Source organism: Candidatus Poriferisodalis sp. (genome assembly GCF_965205175.1).
Taxonomy (GTDB): Bacteria; Actinomycetota; Acidimicrobiia; order Acidimicrobiales; family Poriferisodalaceae; genus Poriferisodalis.
Window position 1 is genome coordinate 842,653 of the sequence record NZ_OZ242038.1, and the last position, 21,697, is coordinate 864,349.

20 protein-coding genes and 1 tRNA gene are annotated in these 21,697 nt (G+C 67.2%); 17 read left to right on the forward strand and 4 right to left on the reverse strand.

Annotated elements, in window-relative coordinates; all coding sequences use genetic code 11:
• From ACOGI4_RS03670 to ACOGI4_RS03735, 14 genes are all read left to right on the forward strand, one after another.
• Window positions 1–1,608: a complex I subunit 4 family protein gene (locus ACOGI4_RS03670; protein ID WP_419842582.1), complete on the forward strand. Its 1,608-nt coding sequence runs from the start codon at window positions 1–3 to the stop codon at window positions 1,606–1,608.
• On the forward strand, window positions 1,608–3,374 hold the full coding sequence (locus tag ACOGI4_RS03675; RefSeq protein ID WP_419842583.1) for an NADH-quinone oxidoreductase subunit N: 1,767 nt from the start codon (window positions 1,608–1,610) through the stop codon (window positions 3,372–3,374). The genes ACOGI4_RS03670 and ACOGI4_RS03675 overlap by 1 nt, the downstream gene beginning before the upstream one ends.
• Window positions 3,375–3,494: 120 nt before the next feature.
• Complete coding sequence (locus tag ACOGI4_RS03680) at window positions 3,495–3,860, forward strand: NADH-quinone oxidoreductase subunit A (RefSeq protein WP_419842584.1); 366 nt, start codon at window positions 3,495–3,497, stop codon at window positions 3,858–3,860.
• Window positions 3,861–3,879: 19 nt separating this feature from the next.
• On the forward strand, window positions 3,880–4,437 hold the full coding sequence (locus ACOGI4_RS03685; protein ID WP_419842585.1) for an NADH-quinone oxidoreductase subunit B: 558 nt from the start codon (window positions 3,880–3,882) through the stop codon (window positions 4,435–4,437).
• A gap of 2 nt (window positions 4,438–4,439) precedes the next feature.
• Window positions 4,440–5,216, forward strand: a complete 777-nt coding sequence (locus ACOGI4_RS03690) for an NADH-quinone oxidoreductase subunit C (RefSeq protein WP_419842586.1) — start codon at window positions 4,440–4,442, stop codon at window positions 5,214–5,216.
• Entirely contained in the window at window positions 5,213–6,400 is a 1,188-nt protein-coding gene (locus tag ACOGI4_RS03695) for an NADH-quinone oxidoreductase subunit D (RefSeq protein ID WP_419842587.1), read from the forward strand. The genes ACOGI4_RS03690 and ACOGI4_RS03695 overlap by 4 nt, the downstream gene beginning before the upstream one ends.
• A complete protein-coding gene (nuoH, locus tag ACOGI4_RS03700; RefSeq protein ID WP_419842588.1) occupies window positions 6,397–7,422 on the forward strand; it encodes an NADH-quinone oxidoreductase subunit NuoH in 1,026 nt (341 codons plus the stop codon). The genes ACOGI4_RS03695 and nuoH overlap by 4 nt, the downstream gene beginning before the upstream one ends.
• Window positions 7,423–7,526: 104 nt before the next feature.
• Entirely contained in the window at window positions 7,527–8,177 is a 651-nt protein-coding gene (locus ACOGI4_RS03705) for a NuoI/complex I 23 kDa subunit family protein (protein WP_419842589.1), read from the forward strand.
• An 8-nt stretch (window positions 8,178–8,185) separates the two neighbouring features.
• Window positions 8,186–8,680 (forward strand): NADH-quinone oxidoreductase subunit J, encoded by a 495-nt coding sequence (locus ACOGI4_RS03710; protein ID WP_419842590.1) that lies wholly within the window; start codon window positions 8,186–8,188, stop codon window positions 8,678–8,680.
• A 10-nt stretch (window positions 8,681–8,690) separates the two neighbouring features.
• Window positions 8,691–8,990, forward strand: a complete 300-nt coding sequence (gene nuoK, locus ACOGI4_RS03715) for an NADH-quinone oxidoreductase subunit NuoK (protein WP_419842591.1) — start codon at window positions 8,691–8,693, stop codon at window positions 8,988–8,990.
• A 10-nt stretch (window positions 8,991–9,000) separates the two neighbouring features.
• Window positions 9,001–11,241, forward strand: coding sequence for an NADH-quinone oxidoreductase subunit L (nuoL, locus tag ACOGI4_RS03720; protein ID WP_419842592.1), 2,241 nt, complete (start codon window positions 9,001–9,003; stop codon window positions 11,239–11,241).
• A gap of 43 nt (window positions 11,242–11,284) precedes the next feature.
• The gene (locus ACOGI4_RS03725) at window positions 11,285–12,862 is read left to right on the forward strand and encodes a complex I subunit 4 family protein (RefSeq protein ID WP_419842593.1); all 1,578 of its coding nucleotides are present in this window, start codon (window positions 11,285–11,287) and stop codon (window positions 12,860–12,862) included.
• Between the two features lie 2 nt (window positions 12,863–12,864).
• Window positions 12,865–14,574, forward strand: a complete 1,710-nt coding sequence (locus tag ACOGI4_RS03730; RefSeq protein WP_419842594.1) for an NADH-quinone oxidoreductase subunit N — start codon at window positions 12,865–12,867, stop codon at window positions 14,572–14,574.
• A 57-nt stretch (window positions 14,575–14,631) separates the two neighbouring features.
• A complete protein-coding gene (locus ACOGI4_RS03735) occupies window positions 14,632–15,726 on the forward strand; it encodes an SAM-dependent methyltransferase (protein WP_419842595.1) in 1,095 nt (364 codons plus the stop codon).
• Between the two features lie 80 nt (window positions 15,727–15,806).
• Here ACOGI4_RS03735 and ACOGI4_RS03740 read toward each other — a convergent pair whose 3' ends face one another.
• The gene (locus ACOGI4_RS03740) at window positions 15,807–16,166 is read right to left on the reverse strand and encodes a hypothetical protein (RefSeq protein ID WP_419842596.1); all 360 of its coding nucleotides are present in this window, start codon (window positions 16,164–16,166) and stop codon (window positions 15,807–15,809) included.
• Between the two features lie 583 nt (window positions 16,167–16,749).
• Window positions 16,750–16,914 (reverse strand): hypothetical protein, encoded by a 165-nt coding sequence (locus ACOGI4_RS03745; protein ID WP_419842597.1) that lies wholly within the window; start codon window positions 16,912–16,914, stop codon window positions 16,750–16,752.
• Window positions 16,915–17,105: 191 nt separating this feature from the next.
• Here ACOGI4_RS03745 and acs point away from each other — a divergent pair, with 191 nt between their 5' ends.
• The gene (gene acs, locus ACOGI4_RS03750; RefSeq protein WP_419842598.1) at window positions 17,106–19,151 is read left to right on the forward strand and encodes an acetate--CoA ligase; all 2,046 of its coding nucleotides are present in this window, start codon (window positions 17,106–17,108) and stop codon (window positions 19,149–19,151) included.
• 124 nt (window positions 19,152–19,275) lie between these two features.
• Window positions 19,276–20,133 (forward strand): zinc metalloprotease HtpX, encoded by an 858-nt coding sequence (locus ACOGI4_RS03755; RefSeq protein WP_419842599.1) that lies wholly within the window; start codon window positions 19,276–19,278, stop codon window positions 20,131–20,133.
• Between the two features lie 56 nt (window positions 20,134–20,189).
• Here ACOGI4_RS03755 and ACOGI4_RS03760 read toward each other — a convergent pair whose 3' ends face one another.
• Window positions 20,190–20,678 carry a YajQ family cyclic di-GMP-binding protein gene (locus tag ACOGI4_RS03760; RefSeq protein ID WP_419842600.1) on the reverse strand — a complete coding sequence of 163 codons (489 nt, stop codon included), beginning with the start codon at window positions 20,676–20,678 and terminating at the stop codon, window positions 20,190–20,192.
• A gap of 64 nt (window positions 20,679–20,742) precedes the next feature.
• Between ACOGI4_RS03760 and ACOGI4_RS03765 the strand changes: the two genes are divergently transcribed.
• Window positions 20,743–20,827: transfer RNA gene (locus tag ACOGI4_RS03765), tRNA-Tyr, on the forward strand.
• Between the two features lie 93 nt (window positions 20,828–20,920).
• Here the strand turns inward: ACOGI4_RS03765 and ACOGI4_RS03770 are convergent.
• Window positions 20,921–21,697: an SDR family NAD(P)-dependent oxidoreductase gene (locus tag ACOGI4_RS03770; RefSeq protein ID WP_419842601.1), complete on the reverse strand. Its 777-nt coding sequence runs from the start codon at window positions 21,695–21,697 to the stop codon at window positions 20,921–20,923.

The window sequence follows — 21,697 nt, forward strand, 5'->3', positions numbered from 1 at the left end:
GTGAGCACGCTGGTCGCAGTTTCGGAAGGGACACTCGACTTCCCGCTGCTGAACGCGCTGATCTTCGTGCCGGTGGCGGGCGCGCTGGCCGTCGCCATGGTGCCGCGCAGCCGCTCAGAGCTGGCTCGCCCGATCGGAGCGCTCTTCGCTGCCGTCGGCGGGGCGCTGGCACTGGCGCTGGCGTGGCAGTTCGACGCTGCTGCTCCCGGCTTCCAGTTCGAGAGCACCGCGTCGTGGATACCGGCGCTGGGCATCTCGTGGAAGGTCGGCGTGGACGGCATCTCGCTGTGGCTGGTGGTGCTGACCAGCTTGGTCGTGCCCGTCGTGCTGGCCGGTGTGGACCCGCACCGAGACCCGAAGCCCTACACGGCATGGATGCTGCTGCTGCAGGCTGGGTCGGTCGGCGCGTTCGTGGCGCTCGACTTGTTCCTGTTCTTCGTGATGTTCGAAGTGGTGCTGGTGCCCATGTACCTGCTGATCGCAGGCTGGGGCTACGAGGGCCGCCGCTACGCCGCCACCAAGTTCTTCGTCTACACCATGGCAGGCTCGGCACTCCTGCTGGTCGCGATCGTGGCCACAGCGGTGCTCGGCTCGCCGGACACCGGCATCACCTTCGACCTCGTGACGCTGGCGCAGGGCCAGCATCTGTCGGTCGAGGCGGCGCGCTGGTGCTTCGTGGCATTCGCCGTTGCGTTCTTGGTGAAGGTGCCCGTGGTGCCGCTGCACACCTGGCTGCCCGACGCGCACACGCAGGCGCCCACCGCGGGCTCGGTGGTGCTGGCAGCAGTGTTGCTGAAGCTGGGCGCCTACGGCCTGTTGCGCTTCGGCGTGTACCTGTTCCCCGAAGCCTCCGACTGGGCAGCGCCGGTGCTGGTGAGCGTCGGCGTCGTGGGCGTCATCTGGGGCGCGATCACCGCGGCGGCCCAACGTGACCTCAAGCGGCTCGTGGCGTATTCCTCGGTGGCGCACATGGGCTTCGTGGTCATCGGCATCTTCGCCTTCACTGCTCAAGCGGTGAGCGGCGCCGTGATCCAGATGGTCAACCACGGCATCAGCACGGGGGCCTTGTTCCTGCTGGTCGGGATGCTCTACGAGCGTCGGCACACGCGCCAGATCGACGAGCTGGCAGGCATACAGACCGCAGCGCCGGTCTACGCCGGGGTCTTCACGCTGGTGATGCTGGCGTCGGTCGGCGTGCCGGGCCTGAACGGGTTCGTGGGCGAGTTCCTGATCCTGATCGGATCGTTCGAGACTCGTCGCGTGGCCACCGTCATCGCCGCGACCGGAGTGGTTTTGGCGGCGCTGTACCTGCTGTGGGCCTACCAGCGGGTCTTCCACGGGCAGCCCGGAGCTGCGGATCGCCAGACTGCGGACCTGCGGCGGGGCGAGCTGATGACGCTGGCGCCGTTCGTGGTCGCGGTGGTGGCGCTCGGCGTCTATCCGAAGCCGCTGCTGCAGGGCGTCGAGACCTCGGCCGAGGAGCTGTTGGCGCACCTCGAGTTGCACAGCGATTTCGAGGTGCCGGATCCGGCAGCGCCCGTGGTGGCGGGGCCAAGCGCCAGTGTCGGTGAGCCCAGTAGCGACGACCACGGCGAGGACGGTCACTGATGGGCCGGTTCTCTGAGGCGTTCGTGGGCCCGGCCGTGGACTGGTGGGTGCTGGTCCCGCAGATCGTCCTCGTCGGCGCTGCGCTCGGGCTGCTGCTGGTGGCTTCGCTGGCCCCACGGGAGCTGCCTGGCTGGGTGCCGACCGTCGTTTCCGTCGCTGCGGGCGCCGGCGCCGCTGTGGTCGCGGCCGTCCAGTGGGGGATGTGGGGTTCGGCGCCGCGCTCCACGCTCGCAGATGCCTTCGTGAGCGACGGCTTCGGCCTGTTGCTCACGGTGCTGGTTGGTGCCGGCGTCGTCATGACTGCGCTGGTGGCACACCCGACGCTCGAGCGCTACGGCATGGCGCCGCCGGAGTTCGCTGCACTGGTGCTGACGTCGGCTGCGGGCGCGGTGGTCATGGCCGGCGCCAACGACCTGATCGTGCTGTTCTTGGGCCTGGAATCGCTGTCGATCGCGACCTACGTGATGATCGCGTTGGCCGGCCGGCGCGCCACGGCTCGCGAAGCGGCTGTGAAGTACTTCGTGCTGGGCGCGTTCAGCTCGGCCTTCTTCCTCTACGGCATCGCGCTGGTCTACGGGTCCACCGGCAGCACCAAGCTGACCGTCATCCGCAGTTTTCTCTCGGGGTCGGCCAGGCTCGACTCGATCGCCGGCAGCGACTACCTCCTGCTCGCCGGCATCGCCTTGCTGCTGGTGGGACTGGGCTTCAAGATCGCCGCGGTCCCGTTCCACTTCTGGTCGCCCGACGTGTACGAAGGTGCGCCCAGCCCGGTGACCGGCTACTTGGCGTCGATTGCCAAGGCCGCCGCGTTCGCCGCGCTCGTTCGTGTGCTGTACGTGGCTGTCGTGCAGCACAGCGCTGCTTGGGCGCCGATCCTGGTGGGGCTGGCGTTCGCCACGCTCGCCGTGGGTGCGGTCATGGCCATCTGCCAGTCCGATGTCAAACGCATGCTGGCGTACAGCTCGATCAGCCACGCAGGATTCGTGCTGGTCGGCCTGTCAGCGTTGGCCGGCACCGACGGAGCTTCACGCTGGATCGTGAACGTCGGCGACGAAGCGACCGCGGTCGTCTCGGTGGGCGCTGCCGATCCAGCAGCCGCTGCTTCGAGTGTTGTCGCTTCTGGTGCTGCCCCGCTGGGGACCGTCGCGTCCGAGGCTGTGTCGTCGGTGCTGGTGTATCTGGTCGTCTATGCGTTCTTGGCGCTGGGCAGCTTCGCCGTGCTGTCGGCCGTCGGTTCGCAGCGCCCAGACGCAGCGAGCAGTGGCCCGGCGAACACTGGCACAGCCAACAGTGGCGCGGCGAGTCCTCACGCGCTGAGTCGCTACGGCGGATTGGCCCGTCGGCATCCGGTGCTGGCACTGGCCTTCACCCTGCTGCTGCTGGCGCAGGCGGGCGTGCCGCTGACAGGCGGTTTCCTGGCCAAATTCCTGGTGATCACCGCCGCACTCGAAGGCAAGGTCTACGTACTGGCCGTCGTCGCGATGGTCACCGCCGTCGTGGGCGCCTACGCCTACCTGCGCGTGGTGCTGGCGATGTTCGCCCCCGGGGCAGCTGCCGACGAAGGTGCCGAGCCCAGCGCCGATGCCGACGCCGGCGCCGGCGAGCACGCGCCCGTCTCCCGAGCCGGCCGTGCCCGCTGGGGAGGTCTGCCCCTGGCCACCGTGGTCGCCATCGCTGTGGCCGTTGCGATCACCCTGCTGGTGGGCGTCGCCCCTCAGCCGCTGATCGAGTGGGCAATCGACGCCGCCTCGGCGGTCATCCCGTAGCCCCGCATCCCTGCAGCTCCGTCACCGTGCAGCCGCCGATGGACTCGCGCACGCGTACCCGCCTGCGACCTGGCGGGCGGTCCGGCGCAGGGGGTCGGCGAGTCGCTAGCGTTGCCGTCCGTGTCCGGTCTCCTGCGGAGCTATCTGACCGTCGCAATCTTCGGCGCAGCGGCAGTCCTGATGGCGTTCACGATGTTCGGCGTCGCGCGCATTCTGCGTCCGCAACGACCGACGCCGCAGAAGCTGATCGCGTACGAGAGCGGCGTCGACCCAGTCGGCAGCGACTGGACGCAGAGCCAGATTCGCTACTACGTCTTTGCGGTGCTGTTCGTACTGTTCGACGTGGAGGCAGTGTTCATCTTCCCGTGGGCGACACGGCTGGAGGTCTACGCCCTCTTCGGCTTGGTCGAGATGGCCATCTTCATCTTCATCCTCGCGCTCGGCCTGTTCTACGCATGGCGCAAGGGCGTCTTGCGCTGGGTGTGAGGGGCTGAGGGATTCCGCCATGGCGCTCGTCGACAAGGTCAAACTGCCCAAGCCGCTCGCCTGGCTGCTGAACTTCGGCCGAGCCCGCTCGCTCTGGGTCTATCAGTGGGGTCTGGCCTGCTGTGCCATCGAAATGGGCGCTGCGTTCGGTTCGCCGCGCTATGACGTGATGCGACTGGGCGTCATTCCGTTTCCGGCCAGCCCGCGCCAAGCCGACTTGGTGGTCATCTCCGGCACGGTGACCGACAAGATGGCACCGGTCATCCGCCGCCTGTACGAGCAGATGCCCGAGCCGAAGTACGTCATCTCCATGGGTTCGTGCGCGAACTGCGGCGGCCCGTATTGGGACAGCTATTCGGTGACCAAGGGCGTGGATCAGATCATTCCCGTGGATGTGTACGTGCCCGGATGCCCCCCGCGGCCCGAGGCGTTGCTCGAAGGCATCGTGTTGTTGCAGGAGCGAATCCAGCGGGAGGACATGGCTGAGCGTTGGCGAGGCGAGCCGATCGTCGTCCCCGCAGCCTCGGCTGGCGCGCCGGCCTCCGCGGTTGCCCTGACGGGATCGACGCAGGCGTAGTCATGGGTGACGGCGTCAGCGACGACACCCCAGCAGCCTCGGGCGACCAGCAGCGCCAGGCGCTGGCGGCCGAGCTGTCAGCAGCGCTCGGGGATGCGCTCGTCGAGACGCACCTCCAAGCCGGCCAGAATCTCTGGCTGCGCGTCGAGATCAACCGCTGGCATGACGCGCTGGCCACCCTGCGCGATGCCGGCTTCACGTACTTCGGGTTTCTCTCGGTGATCGACTGGGCCGATGCGCCCGAAGGCCGCTACGAGGACACGCAGTTCGATGCGGTGGTCTTCGATTCCGCAGTGAGCGACACGGCGGGGCTTGGCGATGTGAGCGCCGGCCAGAACGACGATGCCGGCGTGACCGATACCGCCACCGCTGTGGAGACCGTGCGGCTCGGGGGCGGCGAGACCCGCTTCCAGTTGCTGGCACAGCTGCACTCGCCGGCGCGCCGCGCTGCGGTGCTGGTGAAGGCCGACGTGGCCGAGGTCGACGGCGCGACGGCCCCAGTGCCGACGGTCATCGACGTCTTCGCGGGTGCCGACTGGCACGAGCGAGAGGCGCACGAGATGTTCGGACTCGCCTTCGACGGCCACCCGAACCTGCAACCCATCTACCTGCCCACCGAGTTCGAAGGTCACCCACTGCGCAAGGACTTTCCGTTGCTGGCACGTGCGGTCAAGCCGTGGCCCGGCGTGGTCGACATCGAAGAAATCCCGCCCGAGCTCGAAGCCCAGCTCGAGGCCGAGGTCATGGCCGAGTTCGAAGCGTCGGGCGCCGGCGCATGAGTCCGCCCCCGGCACCGGCCACCGCCCTGCGAGAGCAGCGGGCCTATGTGGCAGCGCAGGCTGCCGATGCCCGCGTCAATGTCGAGCTGGACACCGGCGACATGACGCTGAACATCGGCCCGCAGCATCCCGCCACGCACGGCACGCTGCGCATCGCCTGCCGGCTCGACGGCGAGCAGGTCATCTCGGCCGAGCCGCTGATGGGGTACATGCACCGCGGCTATGAGAAGCTCTGCGAGGTTCGCACCTACCCGCAGTGCACCACGCTGATCAATCGGATCGACTGGCTGGGCAGCTTCGCCAACGAGGTGCCGTTCATTCTGGCCGCGGAGCAGCTGATGGGCGTGGAGGCCCCGCCCCGCGCGCAGTGGATTCGCACGATTCTGTTCGAGCTCAGCCGCATCGCGAACGTGTCGCTGTTCCTGGGCGACATGGGCGTGCAGGTCGGCGCCCTCACACCCGTGTTCTTCGCCTTCCGCGACCGCGAGCGGGTGCTGAACCAGATCGAAGAAGTCACCGGCGGCCGCTTTCACCCCAACTTCGACCGCATCGGCGGCCTGAAGGACGACCTGCCCCGTGGCTGGATCGCCGAGACGCACGCCGTCATGGCCAGGATGCGCGGGTTCTGCGACGAGATGGAAGACCTGCTCATGGGCAACGAGATCTTCCAGACCCGCTGCCGCAGCGTGGGGGTCATCCCCAGCGAGGTGGCGCTGAGCTACGGGCTGTCGGGCGCGAACCTCCGAGCCAGCGGCGTCGACTGGGACCTGCGCCGCGACGCGAACCCGGGTCTCGCCTGGGATCACGTCGACTGGCGCGTGTGGACGCACCCCGACGGCGACTCGTTCGCCCGTTACTGGGTGCGACTGCAGGAGACGCGCGAGGCCACCAAGATCGTCGACCAGCTGCTCGACGGCATTCCGGCAGGCCCGATCATGGCCAAAGTGCCGCGCATCATCAAGGTGCCCGCCGGAGAGTCGTATGTGTCCACCGAGAATCCGCTCGGCGAGATGGGCTACTACGTGGTCTCCAAGGGCGGTCTCGGCCCGTTCCGCGTGAAAATCCGCACGCCCAGCTTCAGCAACATCTCGGTGGTGCCGTGGGTGATGCGCGGCACGTACGTGCCCGACATCATCACCATCTTGGGCTCGTTGTACTTCATCCTCGGGGACGTCGACCGGTGAACGCGCTGGGGCTGGCGTACTGGGCGGAGACCGGCATCAAGCTGGGTGTTGCGCTCGTGGTCATCCCTACCGCGGCGCTGCTGCTGGGCTATCTGTTCCTGCTCAAGATGATGGCCTTCATGCAGAGCCGGCTGGGCCCCCAGGACGTCGGCCCCTACGGCACGCTGCAGCTCATCGCCGACGCAGTGAAGTTCCTCCAAAAGGAGGACATCCACCCTGCCGCCGCCGACCGCCGCGTGTTCCGAGCGGCCCCGGTGGTGGTGCTCGCTTCGTCGTTCCTGCTGTTCGTGGTGCTGCCGACCGGCCCCGACGCCGTGGTGGAGAGCCTGGACACGGGGATCTTCTACGCCATGGCGGTCTCGTCGCTGTCGGTGTTGGGCGTGCTGATGGCGGGCTGGGCGTCGGCCAACAAGTACGCGCTGCTCGGCGGCTTGCGAGCGGCCGGCCAGCTCATCGCGTACGAGCTGCCGCTGATCCTCGCGGTCATGGGCGTGGTTGTCCAAGCCGGCTCGCTCAACCTGCAAGAGATCGTGCGTGCCCAGGCCGAGGGCGAGATCTTCGGCTTCGGCCTCATCGGCAACCCGTTCATCTTGACCCAGTTCATCGGCTTTGCGATCTTCATGATCGCCGCCCAGGCCGAGCTGACCCAGACGCCGTTCGACATGCCCGTGGCCGAGACCGAGCTCGTCGGCGGCTTCCACGTGGAGTACACCGGCTTCCGCTTCCTGCTGTTCTTCATGGCCGAGGTGGCGACTGCATTCGCCTTCTCGGCGCTCGCCGCGGTGATGTTCCTCGGCGGTTGGTGGGTGCCTGGTTTCGCGTTCGACTCGCCCACGCTCAGCGTGCTCGGTCCGGTGGTGATGCTCGTCAAGATCTTGGTGGTGGCCTTCGTGATCTTCTGGATTCGATTCACCTACCCACGCCTGCGCGAGGACCAGCTGCAGAAGTTCGCCTGGAAGGTCCTCATCCCGATCTCGCTGGCCAACATCGTCGTGACCGGAATCTTCAAGGTGGTGATCTAGCAGTGGTGAAGCCCATGGTGAGCTCGGCGGCGGTCTTCTTCCCGGTCCCAACCGCAGTCCTGGTGTCGACGGCACTGGCAGTCTCAACGCAGGCAGGGCGCTAGATGCCACGGCTTCCCGGACTGCTGAAGGGCCTCGGGGTCACTGCCCGAACCGCCGCGCGCACGCTGTTCCCCAAGCGCGGCCTGCGCACGCTCATTCCCGCGCCGCAGCAGGGCGCGGTCACCGTGCAATACCCGCACGAGAAGGAAGCCCCGCCCGACCGAGCCCGGGGCGTGATCGCCCTGCACGAGGAGAACTGCACCGCGTGCATGCTGTGCTCAAGGTCGTGTCCGGACTGGTGCATCTACATCGAAGGCCACAAGGTGAAAGCTCCGCCCCGGCGAGCCGGCGGCAAGGCCCGCACGGTCAACGTGATCGACCGGTTCGACATCGACTACGCGCTGTGCATGTACTGCGGCATCTGCGTGGAGGTCTGCCCGTTCGATGCGCTGTTCTGGACACCCGAATACGAGTACTCCGAGCCGCACATTGCAGACCTGCTGCACGACCGGATCCGGCTCGGCGAATGGATGGAGACTGTGCCGGAGTTCTTGGCCTACGAATCGGGCTCAGAGCAAAAGGTGCGCAGCGTGCCCGACTTCGGCCCGCAGGACATGGCCCCCAAGCGCAAGCTCGAAGCCGGCGAGCCCGAGGCTGCCGAGCCCGAAGCAGCACAGCCGCTGCTTGAACCGGCCGGCGGGGCGGAGAGCTAGGCCGCCCCGTGGTTGCGCAGAACATCGCTTTCGGCATCATCGCGGCCCTCACGGTGCTGGCCGGGCTGGGCATGGTGACGACCCGCAACGTCGTGCATGCGGCGTTGTTCTTGGTGGCGGTGCTGGGCGGCTTGGCCGCGAACTACGTGCTGCTCACGGCGGAGTTCATCGCCACCACCCAAGTGCTGGTCTACATCGGTGCCGTGATGGTGTTGTTCCTGTTCGGCATCATGCTGACCCGCGCGCCGATCGGGCGAATACCCCAGATGACCGGCGCATCCTGGCCGGTCGCTGCGCTGTCGGCGCTGGCCTTGGGCGGCATCATCGCCTACGCCCTCATCGACCGCTTCGGTGCGGATTCGCTGGCCGACGACAGCACGGTCTTTCGGACCGCCGACGTGGGGGACTCGGTCTTCTCGCAGTACATCATTCCGTTCGAAGCCGTCTCGGTGCTGCTGCTCGCGGCGCTGATCGGCGCAGTCGTGCTGGCGCGACGGGACTGAGGCCGCTGCAATGCTGCTGAACCAATTCCTGCTGCTCGGCGCGCTGTTGTTCGCGCTCGGCGTCTACGGCGTGCTGGCGCGCCGCAACGGTGTCATGGTGCTGATGTCGATCGAGCTGATGCTGAACGCGGTCAACCTGAATCTGGTGGCGTTCGGCTTGCAGCACGATGCCGTGTCGGGGCAGGTCTTCGCCTTGTTCGTCATCGCCGTCGCAGCAGCCGAGGTGGGCGTCGGGCTGGCCATCGTGTTGCTGCTGTACCGCAACCGCCGATCGATCGCGGTCGACGAATTCGACCTGATGAAGGGCTGAGCGCCGCGCCATGTCGTTCCCCAGCAGCCTCGAGTGGTTCCTCGACAACGCCTTCGTCATCCCGCTGATCCCGGCGGTGTCGTTCGTGGTGATCCTGCTCTTCGGCCGCAGCGTGATCGGCGCCGAGCGGGTCCAGCGGGTGGGCATCACCGCGGTCGGCCTCGTGTGGGTGCTCTCGCTGATCGCCGCCGCAGCGTGGATCACCCGGGTCGAAGACAGCACCTCCTCGCACGCAGACGACGAGCACCACGCGCTGGTCGAAGCGCACGAGGCCGCGCTAGGCGCAGCCGCTCAGTCGGGCTTGAGCCCGGGCCTCAGCGCTGCTGGCGCCCACGTGGTCACGGCGGCCGCAGACGACGGCAAGAGTAACGGCGGCGGCTACGCGGTCACCGAGCCGGTCATCTCCGAAGTCGGCGGCTGGTGGTCGAGCGGCGGCATGGACTTCGCCGTGGGCACGCTGGTGGACGGCCAGACCGTGCTGCTGCTGTTGGTAGTGACCTCCATCTCGCTGCTCGTCCACATCTATTCCAGCGAGTACGTGAAGGGCGACCGGCGTTTCGTCCACTACTACGCCTTCCTGAGCCTGTTCACCGCCTCGATGCTCTTCTTCGTCATGGCCCAGAACCTGGTCCAGATGATCGTGGGCTGGGAGCTGGTGGGCGTGTGCAGCTTCGTGCTCATCGGGCACTGGTGGGAAGAACGTCCCAACTCCGACGCCGCGCTGAAGGCGTTCTTGACCAACCGCGTCGGCGACATCGGCCTGCTGGTGGGCGTCATCATCTTGTTCGGCACTTTTGGCACCTTCAGCATCGACGCCGTCAACCGAGCGGCCGCGCAGATGGGCAGCGAGCATCACCTCGCGCTGCTGATGGCCTCGGTGGCGCTGATGGCAGCGGTGTGCTCCAAGTCCGGCCAGTTCCCGCTGCACACCTGGCTGCCCGACGCCATGGCCGGACCGACGCCGGTGTCCGCCCTGATCCACGCTGCCACCATGGTGGTGGCAGGCGTGTTCATGATCGGCCGGCTGTACCCGGTGTTCTTCGAGGGCTTCGCCATCGGGACGTCGTCGATCAATCTGATGGCGTTCATCGGCGGCTTCACTGCGCTGGCCGGCGCCGGGCTGGCGTTCGCTCAGTGGGACATCAAGAAGGTGCTGGCCTACTCCACGGTGAGCCAGCTCGGCTACATGGTGATGGCGCTGGGCGTCGGCGCCTGGACTGCGGCGATGTTCCACCTGTTCACGCACGCCTTCTTCAAGGCCTGCCTGTTCTTGGGCGCAGGCTCGGTCAGCCATGCGGCCCACCACACGTTCGACATGCGCCACATGGGCGGCCTGCGCAAGCACATGCCGCACACCTACAAGACGTTCGTGATCGCCACGCTGGCGCTGGCCGGCGTGTTTCCCTTCGCCGGATTCTGGTCCAAGGACGAGATTCTGCTGGGCGCGTGGGCAGGTCAGCAGAGCCGTTATCCGCTCATGCTGGCCTTCGGGGGCATCGTGGCCCTGCTGACCGCTGCCTACATGACGCGGGTGATCTGGTACACGTTCTGGGGCGAGTACCGAGGTCACGGTCACCCGCACGAGTCCCCGAAGGTGATGACGGTGCCGCTGTGGATTCTCGCAGCGATGGCGGTGGTGGCCGGCGCGTTCAACCTGCCCACGCCGGTGCTGTCCACGTTCGGCCTCGACGGCTTGGCGCATCTGGTGCAGACCTACGCCGAGCCCACGCACTACCTGAGCGCAATGGGCCCTGACGGTATCGGCCTGCTGCATCCCAAGCCGGAGCTGTGGCTGGCACTGGCGGGTTTGGCCTTGGCACTTGCCGGCATCGCCGTCACGTTCGCGTACTTCTGGCGCAACGCCGGACCGCACGGGCTGACGCAGCGCAATCGCTACGCCAAGGCGGGGTACACGCTGCTCGAGCAGAAGTACTACCTCGACCATCTGTACACCGACGTGGTCGTGGGGTCGATCAAGGCGCCGATCGCGCGTGCTGCCAACTGGGTCAACAACCACGTGATCGACAGGGCCGTCAATGTGGCCGGCGAGCGTTCCCGCGACAGCGGCCGCTGGATCTACCGTCGGATCGACCAAGGCACGATCGACCAGACCGTCGACGCGCTCGGCAGCGGCGCCGATGCCGGCGGCCAGGGTCTGCGGGTCATGCAGACCGGCAGAGTGCAGAACTACGGCTCGCTGCTGTTCGGCACGGCCGCGGTCGTTGCCATCGTGTTCGTGATCGTCCTGTGAGCCGGCAGAGACGCAATCAAGGCAATTGACAGGGAGCTTGCCAGTGGACGCAACCGGAGTGACCGCAGCTGGGTTCGACGCCTGGGCGCTGACGCTGGCGGTTTTCCTGCCTGCGGTGGGCGCACTCGTCATGATGGTTGTGCCTCGTGCCCGAGAGCTGGAGCTGAAGGCGATAGCGCTAGTGGCGTCGCTGGCGTCGCTGGCCGTCGGGGTGTACCTGCTGTTCGCCTTCGACTACGGCAACGCCGGATCGCTGCAGTTCGTCGTGGACAAGAGCTGGATCGACGCCATCGACGCCGACTACATCTTGGGCCTCGACGGGCTGTCGCTGCCGCTGCTGATCCTGTCGATGGTGATCATCCCGCTGTGCGTGATCTACTCCTGGGAGCACATCCCCGAGCCGGGCAACGCCAAGGCGTTCTTGATCTTGATGCTGATACTGGCATCGGGCATGAACGGGACGTTCGTGGCGCAGGACCTCATCTTGTTCTTCGTCTTCTTCGAGGTCGTGCTGCTGCCGATGTACTTCATGATCGGCGTGTGGGGCGGTGAGAATCGCCGCTACGCCTCGCTGAAGTTCTTCCTGTTCACCTTGTTCGGCTCGGCCTTGATGATTGTCAGCTTCGTGGCCCTGTACTTCGTGGCCACCGGTGTGGACGGGCAAGTGCTGAACAGCTTCGACATGCGGGTGCTGGCCGATGCCGCGGGCGGCGATCTGGCGCGGGGCACCCAGGCCATCATCTTCGCGGGCATGTTCATGGGCTTCGGCATCAAGGTGCCGATGTTCCCGTTCCACACCTGGCTGCCCGATGCTCACACCGAGGCGCCCACTGTGGGCTCGGTGATCCTGGCCGCGATCCTGCTCAAGCTCGGCACCTACGGCTTCGTGCGCATCGCGTTGCCGTTCCTGCCCGAGGGCGCTGCGGCCTGGGCGCCGTGGATCGGCCTGCTGGCGGTCATCGGCATCATCTACGGCGCTCTGGGCTGCCTGGCGCAGTCCGACATGAAGCGTCTCATCGCGTTCAGCTCCGTGGCGCACATGGGCTTCGTGATGCTGGGCATCGCCACGCTGACCCCCATCGGCATCAATGCGGCAGTGTTCGGCATGGTGGCCCACGGCATCATCACCGGAATGCTGTTCTTCTTGGCCGGCTCGGTGAAGGAGCGCTATCACACTCTGGAGATCAGCCGGCTGGGCGGACTGCTGCGCTCCGCGCCCCGGATGGGCTGGATTCTGGGCATCTCCGCCATGGCGTCGCTGGGTCTCCCCGGTTTGGCGGGCTTCTGGGGAGAGTTCCCGGCGATCCTATCGGCCTACAACCCCGCTGCCGGCTTGTCGCAGGCCACCTTCCGCACCTACATGGTGATTGCCGCGGTGGGCACCGTGTTCGCTGCCGGGTATCTGCTGTGGCTGTTCCAGCGCAGCGCATTCGGCGAGCCGCGACCCGAGTGGGACGGTCACACGATCGCCGACGTGAATCGCTACGAGTGGGCCGCGTGGACGCCGCTCATCGCTGCGATGGTGCTGTTCGGGTTCGTCCCCGGACTGATCTTCGGCGTGGTCGATGACGTGTCCACCGGCATCGCCGAGAGCATCAGCGCGGCCGTGGGCGGGCGCTGACGATGGATGCCGGAGTGCTGTCGTTGAGCTCGCTGCTCGCCTTCGTGCGGCCGGACCTCGACTGGCACGCGCTCGCGCCCGAACTGACGCTGCTGGCGGTGGGCACGCTGGTGACCGTCGCCGACATCGCGCTGGACGACCGGGCCAAGCGCATGATGCCGACGCTGGCCGGCGTCGGACTGCTCGTGACGCTGGTGCCGATCCTCACGCTGGCCGCCGATGGCGCCGAGCGCCCCATGTTCGGCGGGGCCTACGTGGTGGACGACTTCTCGCTGGTGCTCAAGGCGCTGTTCATCCTGGCCGGCTACGTGGTCGTGCTGATGTCGGTGGACTACGTGCGCGACGGCGACTACTACGAGAACGAGTACTACACGCTGCTGCTGACCTCGCTGCTGGGCATGGTGATGATGGCCAGCTCGCGGGATCTCATCAGCGTGTTCGTGGCGTTGGAGCTGCTGTCGATTCCCGCGTACATGCTGGCTGCGTGGCGCAAGGGCGGGCCTCGGTCAAACGAAGCCGGCTTGAAGTACTACCTGATGGGCGTGTTCGCCTCGGCGGTGATGCTCTATGGCATGTCCCTGCTGTTCGGCGTGGCGGGCGACACCGACTTCGGCACAATTGCTGCTGCGCTGCGCGGCGAGGGCGCGAGCCCGATCGTGATCGTGGCGATCCTGTTCGTGCTGATCGGGTTCGCGTTCAAGGTGTCTGCGGTGCCGTTCCACACGTGGGCCCCTGACACCTATGAAGGGGCGCCGACGCCGGTGACCGCCTTCTTGTCGGTGGCGTCGAAGGCGGCGGGGCTGGTGGCGCTGCTGGGGCTGACGTTCGCGGCTTTCGAAGGGGCCGCCGACGTGGTGCAGCCGTTCTTCTGGGTGCTGGCTGCGGTGACCATGACGGTGGGCAACCTCGTCGCACTGCGCCAGACGAACATCGTGCGGATGCTGGCGTACTCGGGCGTGGCCCAGGGCGGCTTCATGCTGGCACCTCTCGCGGTGGCGTTTGAGGGCGATGCGTGGCGCATCGGCGGCACGGAGGTCGCCACCACCATGCTGCCCGCGGCGTACCAGGCGGTGGTGGTGTACGCCATCATCTACGCGTTCATGAATCTGGGAGCGTTCAGCGTGGTGCTCGCCGTGTCGCGGCGAACTCGCTCGGGCGAGATCGCCAGCTACGGCGGCCTGTTCAGCTACGCGCCCGGGATGGCGGTGCTGATGACGCTGTTCGTGGCGGCGCTGGCCGGCATCCCTCCGGCGAGCGGCTGGTACGCCAAGTTCGTGATCTTCCGGGCGCTGGCAGAAGCCAATACCGCGGCCGGCTGGGTGCTCGCGGTGGTCGTAGCAGTGAACGCGGTGCTCGCGTTCGGCTACTACGCCCGAGTGCTGAGGCAGATGTGGTTCCACCCGGTGCCCGACGCCGTGGCGCTCGGCATCGACACCCGCGAGGACGGCGTGGACGGCGGGGACACTGCCCACGCCCTGCCGAGCGGAGCTTCCGGCAGTGCCTCCGGCGGTGTCCCGCACGACGACGGCGGTTTCGCAGCCACGCAGACGCGCCCGCTCACCATGGTCGCCTACACCCCTGGACCCATTCCGATCACGGGTGCCTTGGCTGCAGCGCTGGTCATCACTGCTGCGGCGACGTTCGTGTTCGGGGTCCTGCCCGGCCTCGTCAGTCACTTCGGCCAGATCGCCTTCGTCTACCTCGGCGGCTGACCTCCGGCACGGCCACGAGTCCCTCGGGGTGCTCGTCAGGCTTGGGCGCGTGCGCAGATGCGCAGAATGGTCGTGATGGCCGGCGGGACGCGCAGCCCGATGCGATTCGACGACTACATGGACGCAGCGCTGTACGGCGACTCGGGCTTCTACACGAGCGGCGGTCGGCCGAGTGCCCGGCAGCGAATCGGGCAGGCGCGTGGCGACTTCGCTACCTCGGTCGAGCTGGGCACGCTGTTCGCTCGGTGCATCGCCGGCTGGCTGGACCGCACGTGGCGCGAGCTGGGTCGGCCGGACCCGTTCGTCGTCGTCGAAGGCGGTGCTGGACGCGGCACGCTGTGTCTTGACGTGCTCGCCCATGTCGAAGCAACCAGCGCTGCGCTGGGTGCCGCGCTGCGCTACGTCATGGTCGAGCGAGTCGCCGGTTTGCGACACGCTGCCGAGTCTCGGCTTGCGGCTTCGTCGTTCCCGTTGGCTGTCGCAGTGCCTGATCTGCCGAGCGGACCGTTTGTCGGGGTGGTGATAGCCAACGAACTGCTGGACAATCTGCCCCTTCGCCTGCTGGAACGCTCTCATGACGGCTGGCAGGAGATACACGTCCAGCTCCGAACAGTCGGTGCCGATGAACCCGCCGTCGAGGTCATGCGGCCAGCGGACGCTGACGCTGCCGCCATGGCTGCGGCGCTGGCACCCGACGCAGCAGTCGGATCGAGGGTTCCCTTGCAGCTTCGTGCGGCCGTGTGGGTGCGGCGTGCGCTGAGACTGGTTCGCCGCGGCTGCGTGCTGGTGTTCGACTACGGCGTACCCAGCACCGCAGAGCTGATAGCCAGATCGCACACCGAGTGGTTGCGGACGTATCGGGCCCACCGGCGCGGCCTTGATGTGCTGCGTGCGCCCGGCACCGCCGACATCACCTGCGATGTCGCCTTCGACCAGCTGCCACCCGGCGCAACGCTGAGCACCCAAGCCGAGTGGCTCGCGGCGGCCGGCATCGATTCGATGACCGCCGGCGCGCGATCGTGCTGGCAGCGAAGCCGAGCCGCTCCCACAGCCGATGCGCTTGGGGCCCGAGCGCTGCTCGACGAGGCAGCGGCGCTCACCGACCCATCCGGCATGGGGGCATTCACCGTCGCCGAGTGGCGCATCGACTGAGCTAGGCCGCGCGTTCTCCTCGGTGGGTACGGGTGGCTTGACGGTCGCCTTGCGGCGCGCCCAGGTTCAGACGATGGGGCTCAGGCGATTGCCGGCGTGGTGCCGCGAGAGGGGCGTTCCTCGAGCCGTGAGACTCGCTCGCGGATCAGCGTCACCTCTTCCTTGATCTCCTTGATGTCCGAGCGCATCTCTTTGTTGTCGGCGCGCAGCGCGTCGAACTGCCGGTTGGTCTCGGCGCGGTGTTTGTGCAGCTCGTCTTTCAGTTCTGCGCGCATGGCCTGTTGGTCCGCGCGCAGGTCCTGCTGGTGCGCGGACATGGTGGCGATCTGGCGGGCGACGGGTGTCACCATGAGCTTCACGATGGTGAGCGTCAGCGCGATGCCGAAAGCGAAGAAGCTGCTGAGCGCTGTGAGCTGGTTCCATGCGATGTCGGCGGGCATGTTCGCAAGCTACCGCGGCAGTGCCAGTCGCGCCAGCGAATATTCCAGCAGCCTTGCGCCGGGGGCCCTCGCCCTACCCCAGCCTTCCCGCTTTGCGGCTTGTCGGGGTCGCTGGTGGTCCTGTCGGGTGCGGCGACATCGACTATTACGACATCAGGCTGTACAGCCCTGGCACCGACTTCATTGAGCAGCGCAAGAGGGTCACAGACGGCACGAGGAGCGTGAAATTCGCCGGCTTGGTGGGCGCCGGCCAATACGTTGCCCAAGTATTCGCCTACAAGCGCCTATGTGCTCCGCTATGGGACCGTTATCCTTCGGGCGTGGCGAGGTTTGCCTACTCCGAATAGGGGTGTGATGGGCCACACCAAGCTGAGCCCCACCGACCCTCGCTTCGAGCACCACTGACGCAGATGCGCCCCGCCCAACATCCCGGGCGAGGTGCAGCGCCGCGTACGGTTCAGCGATGTTCCGGCTGGCCCACGTTCAGGCGATTGCCGGCGCGCAGCTCCTTGAACTGGCGGTTGGACGCTGCGCGGTGTTCTCGGCGGTCCTCCTTGTGATCCGCGCAAGCAGCAGCGATGGCCTACGTGGTGTCCACAGGCTGTTCCTTCAGCTCCGCCAAGTTGGTTTCGGTCTGGCGGACAATCGGTGCCAAGACCAGCTTCACGATGATCAGCGTCAGCCCGATGCCGACGCCGAACACGCTGCCGAACACAGCCAGCTCGCTCCATCCGACATCTGTGGGCACCTTCGCAAGCTACCGCAACAGCGGCGCACCCGCCAGGGATGACTCAGTCGACAACTACGACAACCGCTATTGCGACAACTACTCTGCCTTCGCGGCCGAACCGCACACGAACCTGCGCAGCCTGCTGAGCCGACGAGCGTCACCGACCCGGCACTGCGACGTGACAGCAGCCTCGCACCACTGGAGCAGCGATGACCGATGCAACACCCGAGCCCACTGACACCGAGGCAGCCGACGCGCATCCCGGCACCGAGCCGACCATCGAGGACTACTACGTCGAGAACCGCGTCTTTGAGCCCACCGCGGAGTTCCGCGCCGCTGCGCTGACCGCAGACCGATCCCTCTACGACGAAGCCGCCGCGGACCGGCTCGCGTTCTGGGCACGCCAGGCCCGCGAGCACGTGAGCTGGTTCAGCGATTTCCACACGGTGCTCGAGTGGGAGTTGCCGTTCGCGAAGTGGTTCGTCGGCGGCACGCTCAACGTCGCCTACAACTGCCTCGACCGCCATGTCGCAGCAGGTCGCGGCGACAAGGTGGCCTTCTGGTGGGAAGGCGAGCCGGGCGACACCCGCACTCTCACCTACGCCGCGCTGCTCGAGGAAGTCTGCAAGTTCGCGAACGTGCTGAAACGACTCGGCATCGAGCGAGGCGACCGAGTCTGCATCTACATGCCGATGATCCCCGAACTGCCGGTGGCGATGCTGGCCTGCGCCAGGATCGGCGCTGCCCACTCGGTGGTTTTCGGAGGCTTCTCGGCGGACTCGCTCTCGGACCGCATCGACGACGCCGAAGCGAAGCTGCTCGTCACCGCCGACGGCGGCTATCGCCGGGGCGAGCCCTTCGGACTGAAGGACACCGCTGATGCATCGGTGGTGGCGGCCTCCACGATCGAGCACGTGGTGGTCGTGCAGCGCACCGGCCAAGCCGTCGCATGGAACGACGGCATCGACCACTGGTACCACGAGCTGATGGCCGGCGCCTCGCCGGACTGCCCACCCGAGCACATGGACGCAGAGGACCTGCTGTACCTGCTCTACACGTCGGGCACCACGGCCAAGCCCAAGGGCATCATGCACACCACGGGCGGCTACCTCACCCAGGTGGCGTTCACGCATCGCTACGTGTTCGACCTGCAGCCCGCGACCGACGTCTACTGGTGCGCAGCCGACATCGGCTGGGTGACCGGCCACAGCTACATCGTGTACGGACCGCTGGCCAACGGCGCCTCGTCGGTCATGTACGAGGGCACGCCGGACACGCCGCGCCCCGAGTTCCGCGACGGCGACCGGGCGTCGTGGCCCAAGGACCGGCTGTGGGACATCGTCGAGCGCTACGGCGTGACCCAGCTGTACACGGCGCCGACGGCCATCCGCACCTTCATGAAGTGGGGCGCGGCCGAGGCGGAGCGGCACGACCTGTCCAGCCTGCGCGTGTTGGGCACAGTCGGCGAGCCGATCAACCCGGAAGCCTGGATGTGGTACCACACCCACATCGGCGGCAGCAGCTGCCCCATCGTGGACACGTGGTGGCAGACCGAGACCGGCGGCCACATGATCACGCCGCTGCCCGGCGTCACCACCACCAAGCCCGGCTCGGCAACCCATGCGCTGCCGGGCATTTGCGCAGAGCTGGTGGACGACGCCGGCAATCCCGTCGAACGCGGCGGCGGCTACCTGACCATCACCGAGCCGTGGCCGGCGATGCTGCGGGGCATCTGGGGCGACCCCGAGCGCTACCGGCAGACCTACTGGAGCACCTATGCGGGCCGCTACTTCGCCGGCGACGGCGCCAAGCTCGACGACGACGGCTACCTGTGGCTGCTCGGCCGTGTCGATGACGTGATGAACGTGTCCGGCCACCGCATCTCCACGGCGGAGGTGGAATCGGCGCTGGTCGACCACCCGTCGGTGGCTGAGGCTGCGGTGGTCGGCGCGACCGACGCCACGACCGGCCAGGCCATCGTGGGGTATGTGATCCTGCGAGGCGGCCACGACGCCACCGACGAGCTGCGAGAAGCAGTGCGCCGGCACGTGGGGGTCAAGCTCGGCGCGATTGCCCGGCCCAAGGCGGTGGTGCTCGTGCCTGATCTGCCCAAGACCCGCTCCGGCAAGATCATGCGGCGTCTGCTGCGAGACGTCGCCGAGGGCCGCCAGCTCGGCGACACCACCACGCTGGCCGATGCAAGCGTGGTAGAGGAGATCCGCACGCGCGCAGCTCAGGCCCCGAGCGACGACTGACCGCAGCTCGTCCTCAGTAGTCTGAAGCGGCACCGACGAGACCGACGCCCAAGGCCCAAGACGACTCGGCGCGACCACACGACCACACGACGACACAAGCGTCAACAGCGAGGTACCGCACGACGTGCGCAACACGGCCAAGACCACGGTTCTGCTGGCAGGCTTGGCGGGCCTGATCCTGTGGATCGGCAGCTTCTGGGGCCAAAGCGGCCTCACCTTCGGCGTCATCATCGCCTTGGTCATGGTCGGCGGCAGCTACTGGTTCAGCGACAAGCTGGCCATCCGCTCCGCCCGGGCCCAGGAAGTTCAGCCGCATCAGCTGCCCGACTACTGGCGGATCATGCGGGAGCTCACCACGCTGTCAGAGCTTCCGATGCCGCGCCTGTACGTCTCGCCCGATCCTCAGCCCAACGCCTTCGCCACCGGACGCAACCCCAAGAACGCAGCGGTCTGCGTCACCGAAGGGCTCATTCGCCACCTGGACTGGTACGAGATCCGGGGCGTGCTGGCTCACGAGATGGCGCACATCCGTAACAGGGACATCCTCATCGGCTCGGTGGCTGCTGCGGTGGCCACAGCCATCACCTTCGCCGCTCGCATGGCGCAGTTCGCCATGATCTTCGGCGGCGGACACCGCGGCGACAACGACCGCAACCCCATCGGGGAACTGCTGCTCATCTTCCTGGCGCCGATCGCTGCGTTGCTGCTGCAGATGGCCATCAGCCGCAGCCGCGAGTACCAGGCCGACCGCACCGCAGCGCGGATGATCGGCGACGGCGAGCCGCTCGCACGGGCGCTGGAGAAGCTGGACGTGGCCTCCAAGACGGTGCCCAGCTTGGCCGACGCGAATCAGGCTCAGATGTACATCGCGAACCCGCTGGCAGGCCGGCGGATGGGCCTCAAAGGGCTGTTCACCACGCATCCACCGATGGATGAGCGCATCCGCCGCCTGCGCGACGGCTCGTGGCAGGATGCCATCTGACCCAGCGCCCCATCTGATCGAGCAGCCCCAACTGATCGATCAGCTCAGCGGCGAGTTCAGTCGCGGAAATTCTCGAACTGCAGGGGCAGCTCGAAGTCGCCGTCTGTGAGTTCGGCGATGACCGCCTGCAGATCGTCACGCTTCTTGGACGTCACCCGCAGCTGGTCGCCCTGCGTTTGCGACTGGACGCCCTTGATGCCGAGGCCCTTGATGAACTTGTTGAGCTCTCGTGCCCGGTCCGATGAGATGCCCGCAGCGAGCGTGGCCGCTTGGCGCACTGTGCCGCCGGCTGCTTCGGTGACCTTGCCGTAGTGGACAGCCTTGAGGCTGACCTGACGGCGTACCAGCTTCTCCTCCAGCACCTGCCGCATGGCGGCGAGCCGATCTTCGGTGCTGGAATGCATGTTGATGGCTTGGTCGCCGAGTTCCACGGTGCTGCCGGTGTCGCGGAAGTCGTAGCGGTTGGCAACTTCGCGAGATGCCTGATCTACCGCGTTGCGGATCTCCTGCATGTCCACTTTGGAGACGATGTCGAAAGAAGGCATGACGGCAAGCTAGCGACGCGTGACTGTCTCTGGTGATGTTGCTCTAGGCTTCGTGGCTCGGTGGGGGTCGGTGCCCGAGCGGACAAAGGGAGCGGGCTGTAAACCCGTCGGCTTCGCCTACGGAGGTTCGAATCCTCCCCGGCCCACCAGCGGCAGGCCCGCGCGCCGTGATTGGCGTGCGCGGCTCGGCCGGCTGGACGCAGCCTCGCTCGCCGCGACTGTTTCACTACGGCTGAGTGAGTTCAGCGTCCAGCGCTGTAGCCGCCGTCGATGGGGTAGAGGCTGCCGGTGATGAAGCTGGCTTCGTCGGAGGCAAGGAACGCCACCAACGCGGCGACCTCGTGCGGTTCGCCGTAACGCTGGGCTGGCAGCCGCTCGGCGAACTGCTTGCGAACCTCGTCGGCCTGATCGCCGCCGATGAAGGTCTCGAGCGAACGCATCATGCGCGTCTCGATCGGCGCCGGGCAGACGGCGTTCACGCGCACTCCGGAGGCTGCGAGTTCCAGCGCTGCGGATTTGGTGAGCCCGGCCACGGCGTGCTTGCTGGCCGAGTACGCAGAGATGCCCCGAGCGCCGAACAGTCCGGCGACCGACGCAGTGTTCACGATGGCCCCGCCGCCTCCGGCGATCATGGCCGGCGCGGCGTGCTTGATGCCCAGCCACACGCCTCGCACGTTGACGGCGATGACCTGATCGAAGGACTCCTCGGTGTACTCGGTCATCGGCGCGTAGGTGCCTTCGATGCCCGCGTTGTTGAACAGCACATCGACCCGGCCGAAGTTGTCCATGGCCGCCTGCACATAGCCGGCGACCTCGTCCGACTTCGTCACGTCGGCGCCGACTGCCAGCGCCGCACCACCCGCCGACTCCGCCGCCGCCACCGCTGCGCTCAAGTCCGAGGTGGCCAAGTCCACCGCCACCACCGATGCCCCCTCAGCAGCGAACCGCTCGCACGCCGCCAGCCCGATCCCGCCGGCCGCCCCGGTCACGATCGCTACCCGTCCGGTGAATCTGCTCAT

Coding starts and splice junctions, on each gene's coding strand:
- ACOGI4_RS03675 (WP_419842583.1), top strand. CDS start 1,608: ATGGGCCGGTTCTCTGAGGCGTTCGTGGGCCCGGCCGTGGACTGGTGG.
- ACOGI4_RS03685 (WP_419842585.1), top strand. CDS start 3,880: ATGGCGCTCGTCGACAAGGTCAAACTGCCCAAGCCGCTCGCCTGGCTG.
- ACOGI4_RS03690 (WP_419842586.1), top strand. CDS start 4,440: ATGGGTGACGGCGTCAGCGACGACACCCCAGCAGCCTCGGGCGACCAG.
- ACOGI4_RS03695 (WP_419842587.1), top strand. CDS start 5,213: ATGAGTCCGCCCCCGGCACCGGCCACCGCCCTGCGAGAGCAGCGGGCC.
- ACOGI4_RS03705 (WP_419842589.1), top strand. CDS start 7,527: ATGCCACGGCTTCCCGGACTGCTGAAGGGCCTCGGGGTCACTGCCCGA.
- nuoK (WP_419842591.1), top strand. CDS start 8,691: ATGCTGCTGAACCAATTCCTGCTGCTCGGCGCGCTGTTGTTCGCGCTC.
- nuoL (WP_419842592.1), top strand. CDS start 9,001: ATGTCGTTCCCCAGCAGCCTCGAGTGGTTCCTCGACAACGCCTTCGTC.
- ACOGI4_RS03730 (WP_419842594.1), top strand. CDS start 12,865: ATGGATGCCGGAGTGCTGTCGTTGAGCTCGCTGCTCGCCTTCGTGCGG.
- ACOGI4_RS03735 (WP_419842595.1), top strand. CDS start 14,632: ATGCGCAGAATGGTCGTGATGGCCGGCGGGACGCGCAGCCCGATGCGA.
- ACOGI4_RS03740 (WP_419842596.1), bottom strand. CDS start 16,166: ATGCCCGCCGACATCGCATGGAACCAGCTCACAGCGCTCAGCAGCTTC.
- acs (WP_419842598.1), top strand. CDS start 17,106: ATGACCGATGCAACACCCGAGCCCACTGACACCGAGGCAGCCGACGCG.
- ACOGI4_RS03760 (WP_419842600.1), bottom strand. CDS start 20,678: ATGCCTTCTTTCGACATCGTCTCCAAAGTGGACATGCAGGAGATCCGC.
- ACOGI4_RS03770 (WP_419842601.1), bottom strand. CDS start 21,697: ATGAGCAGATTCACCGGACGGGTAGCGATCGTGACCGGGGCGGCCGGC.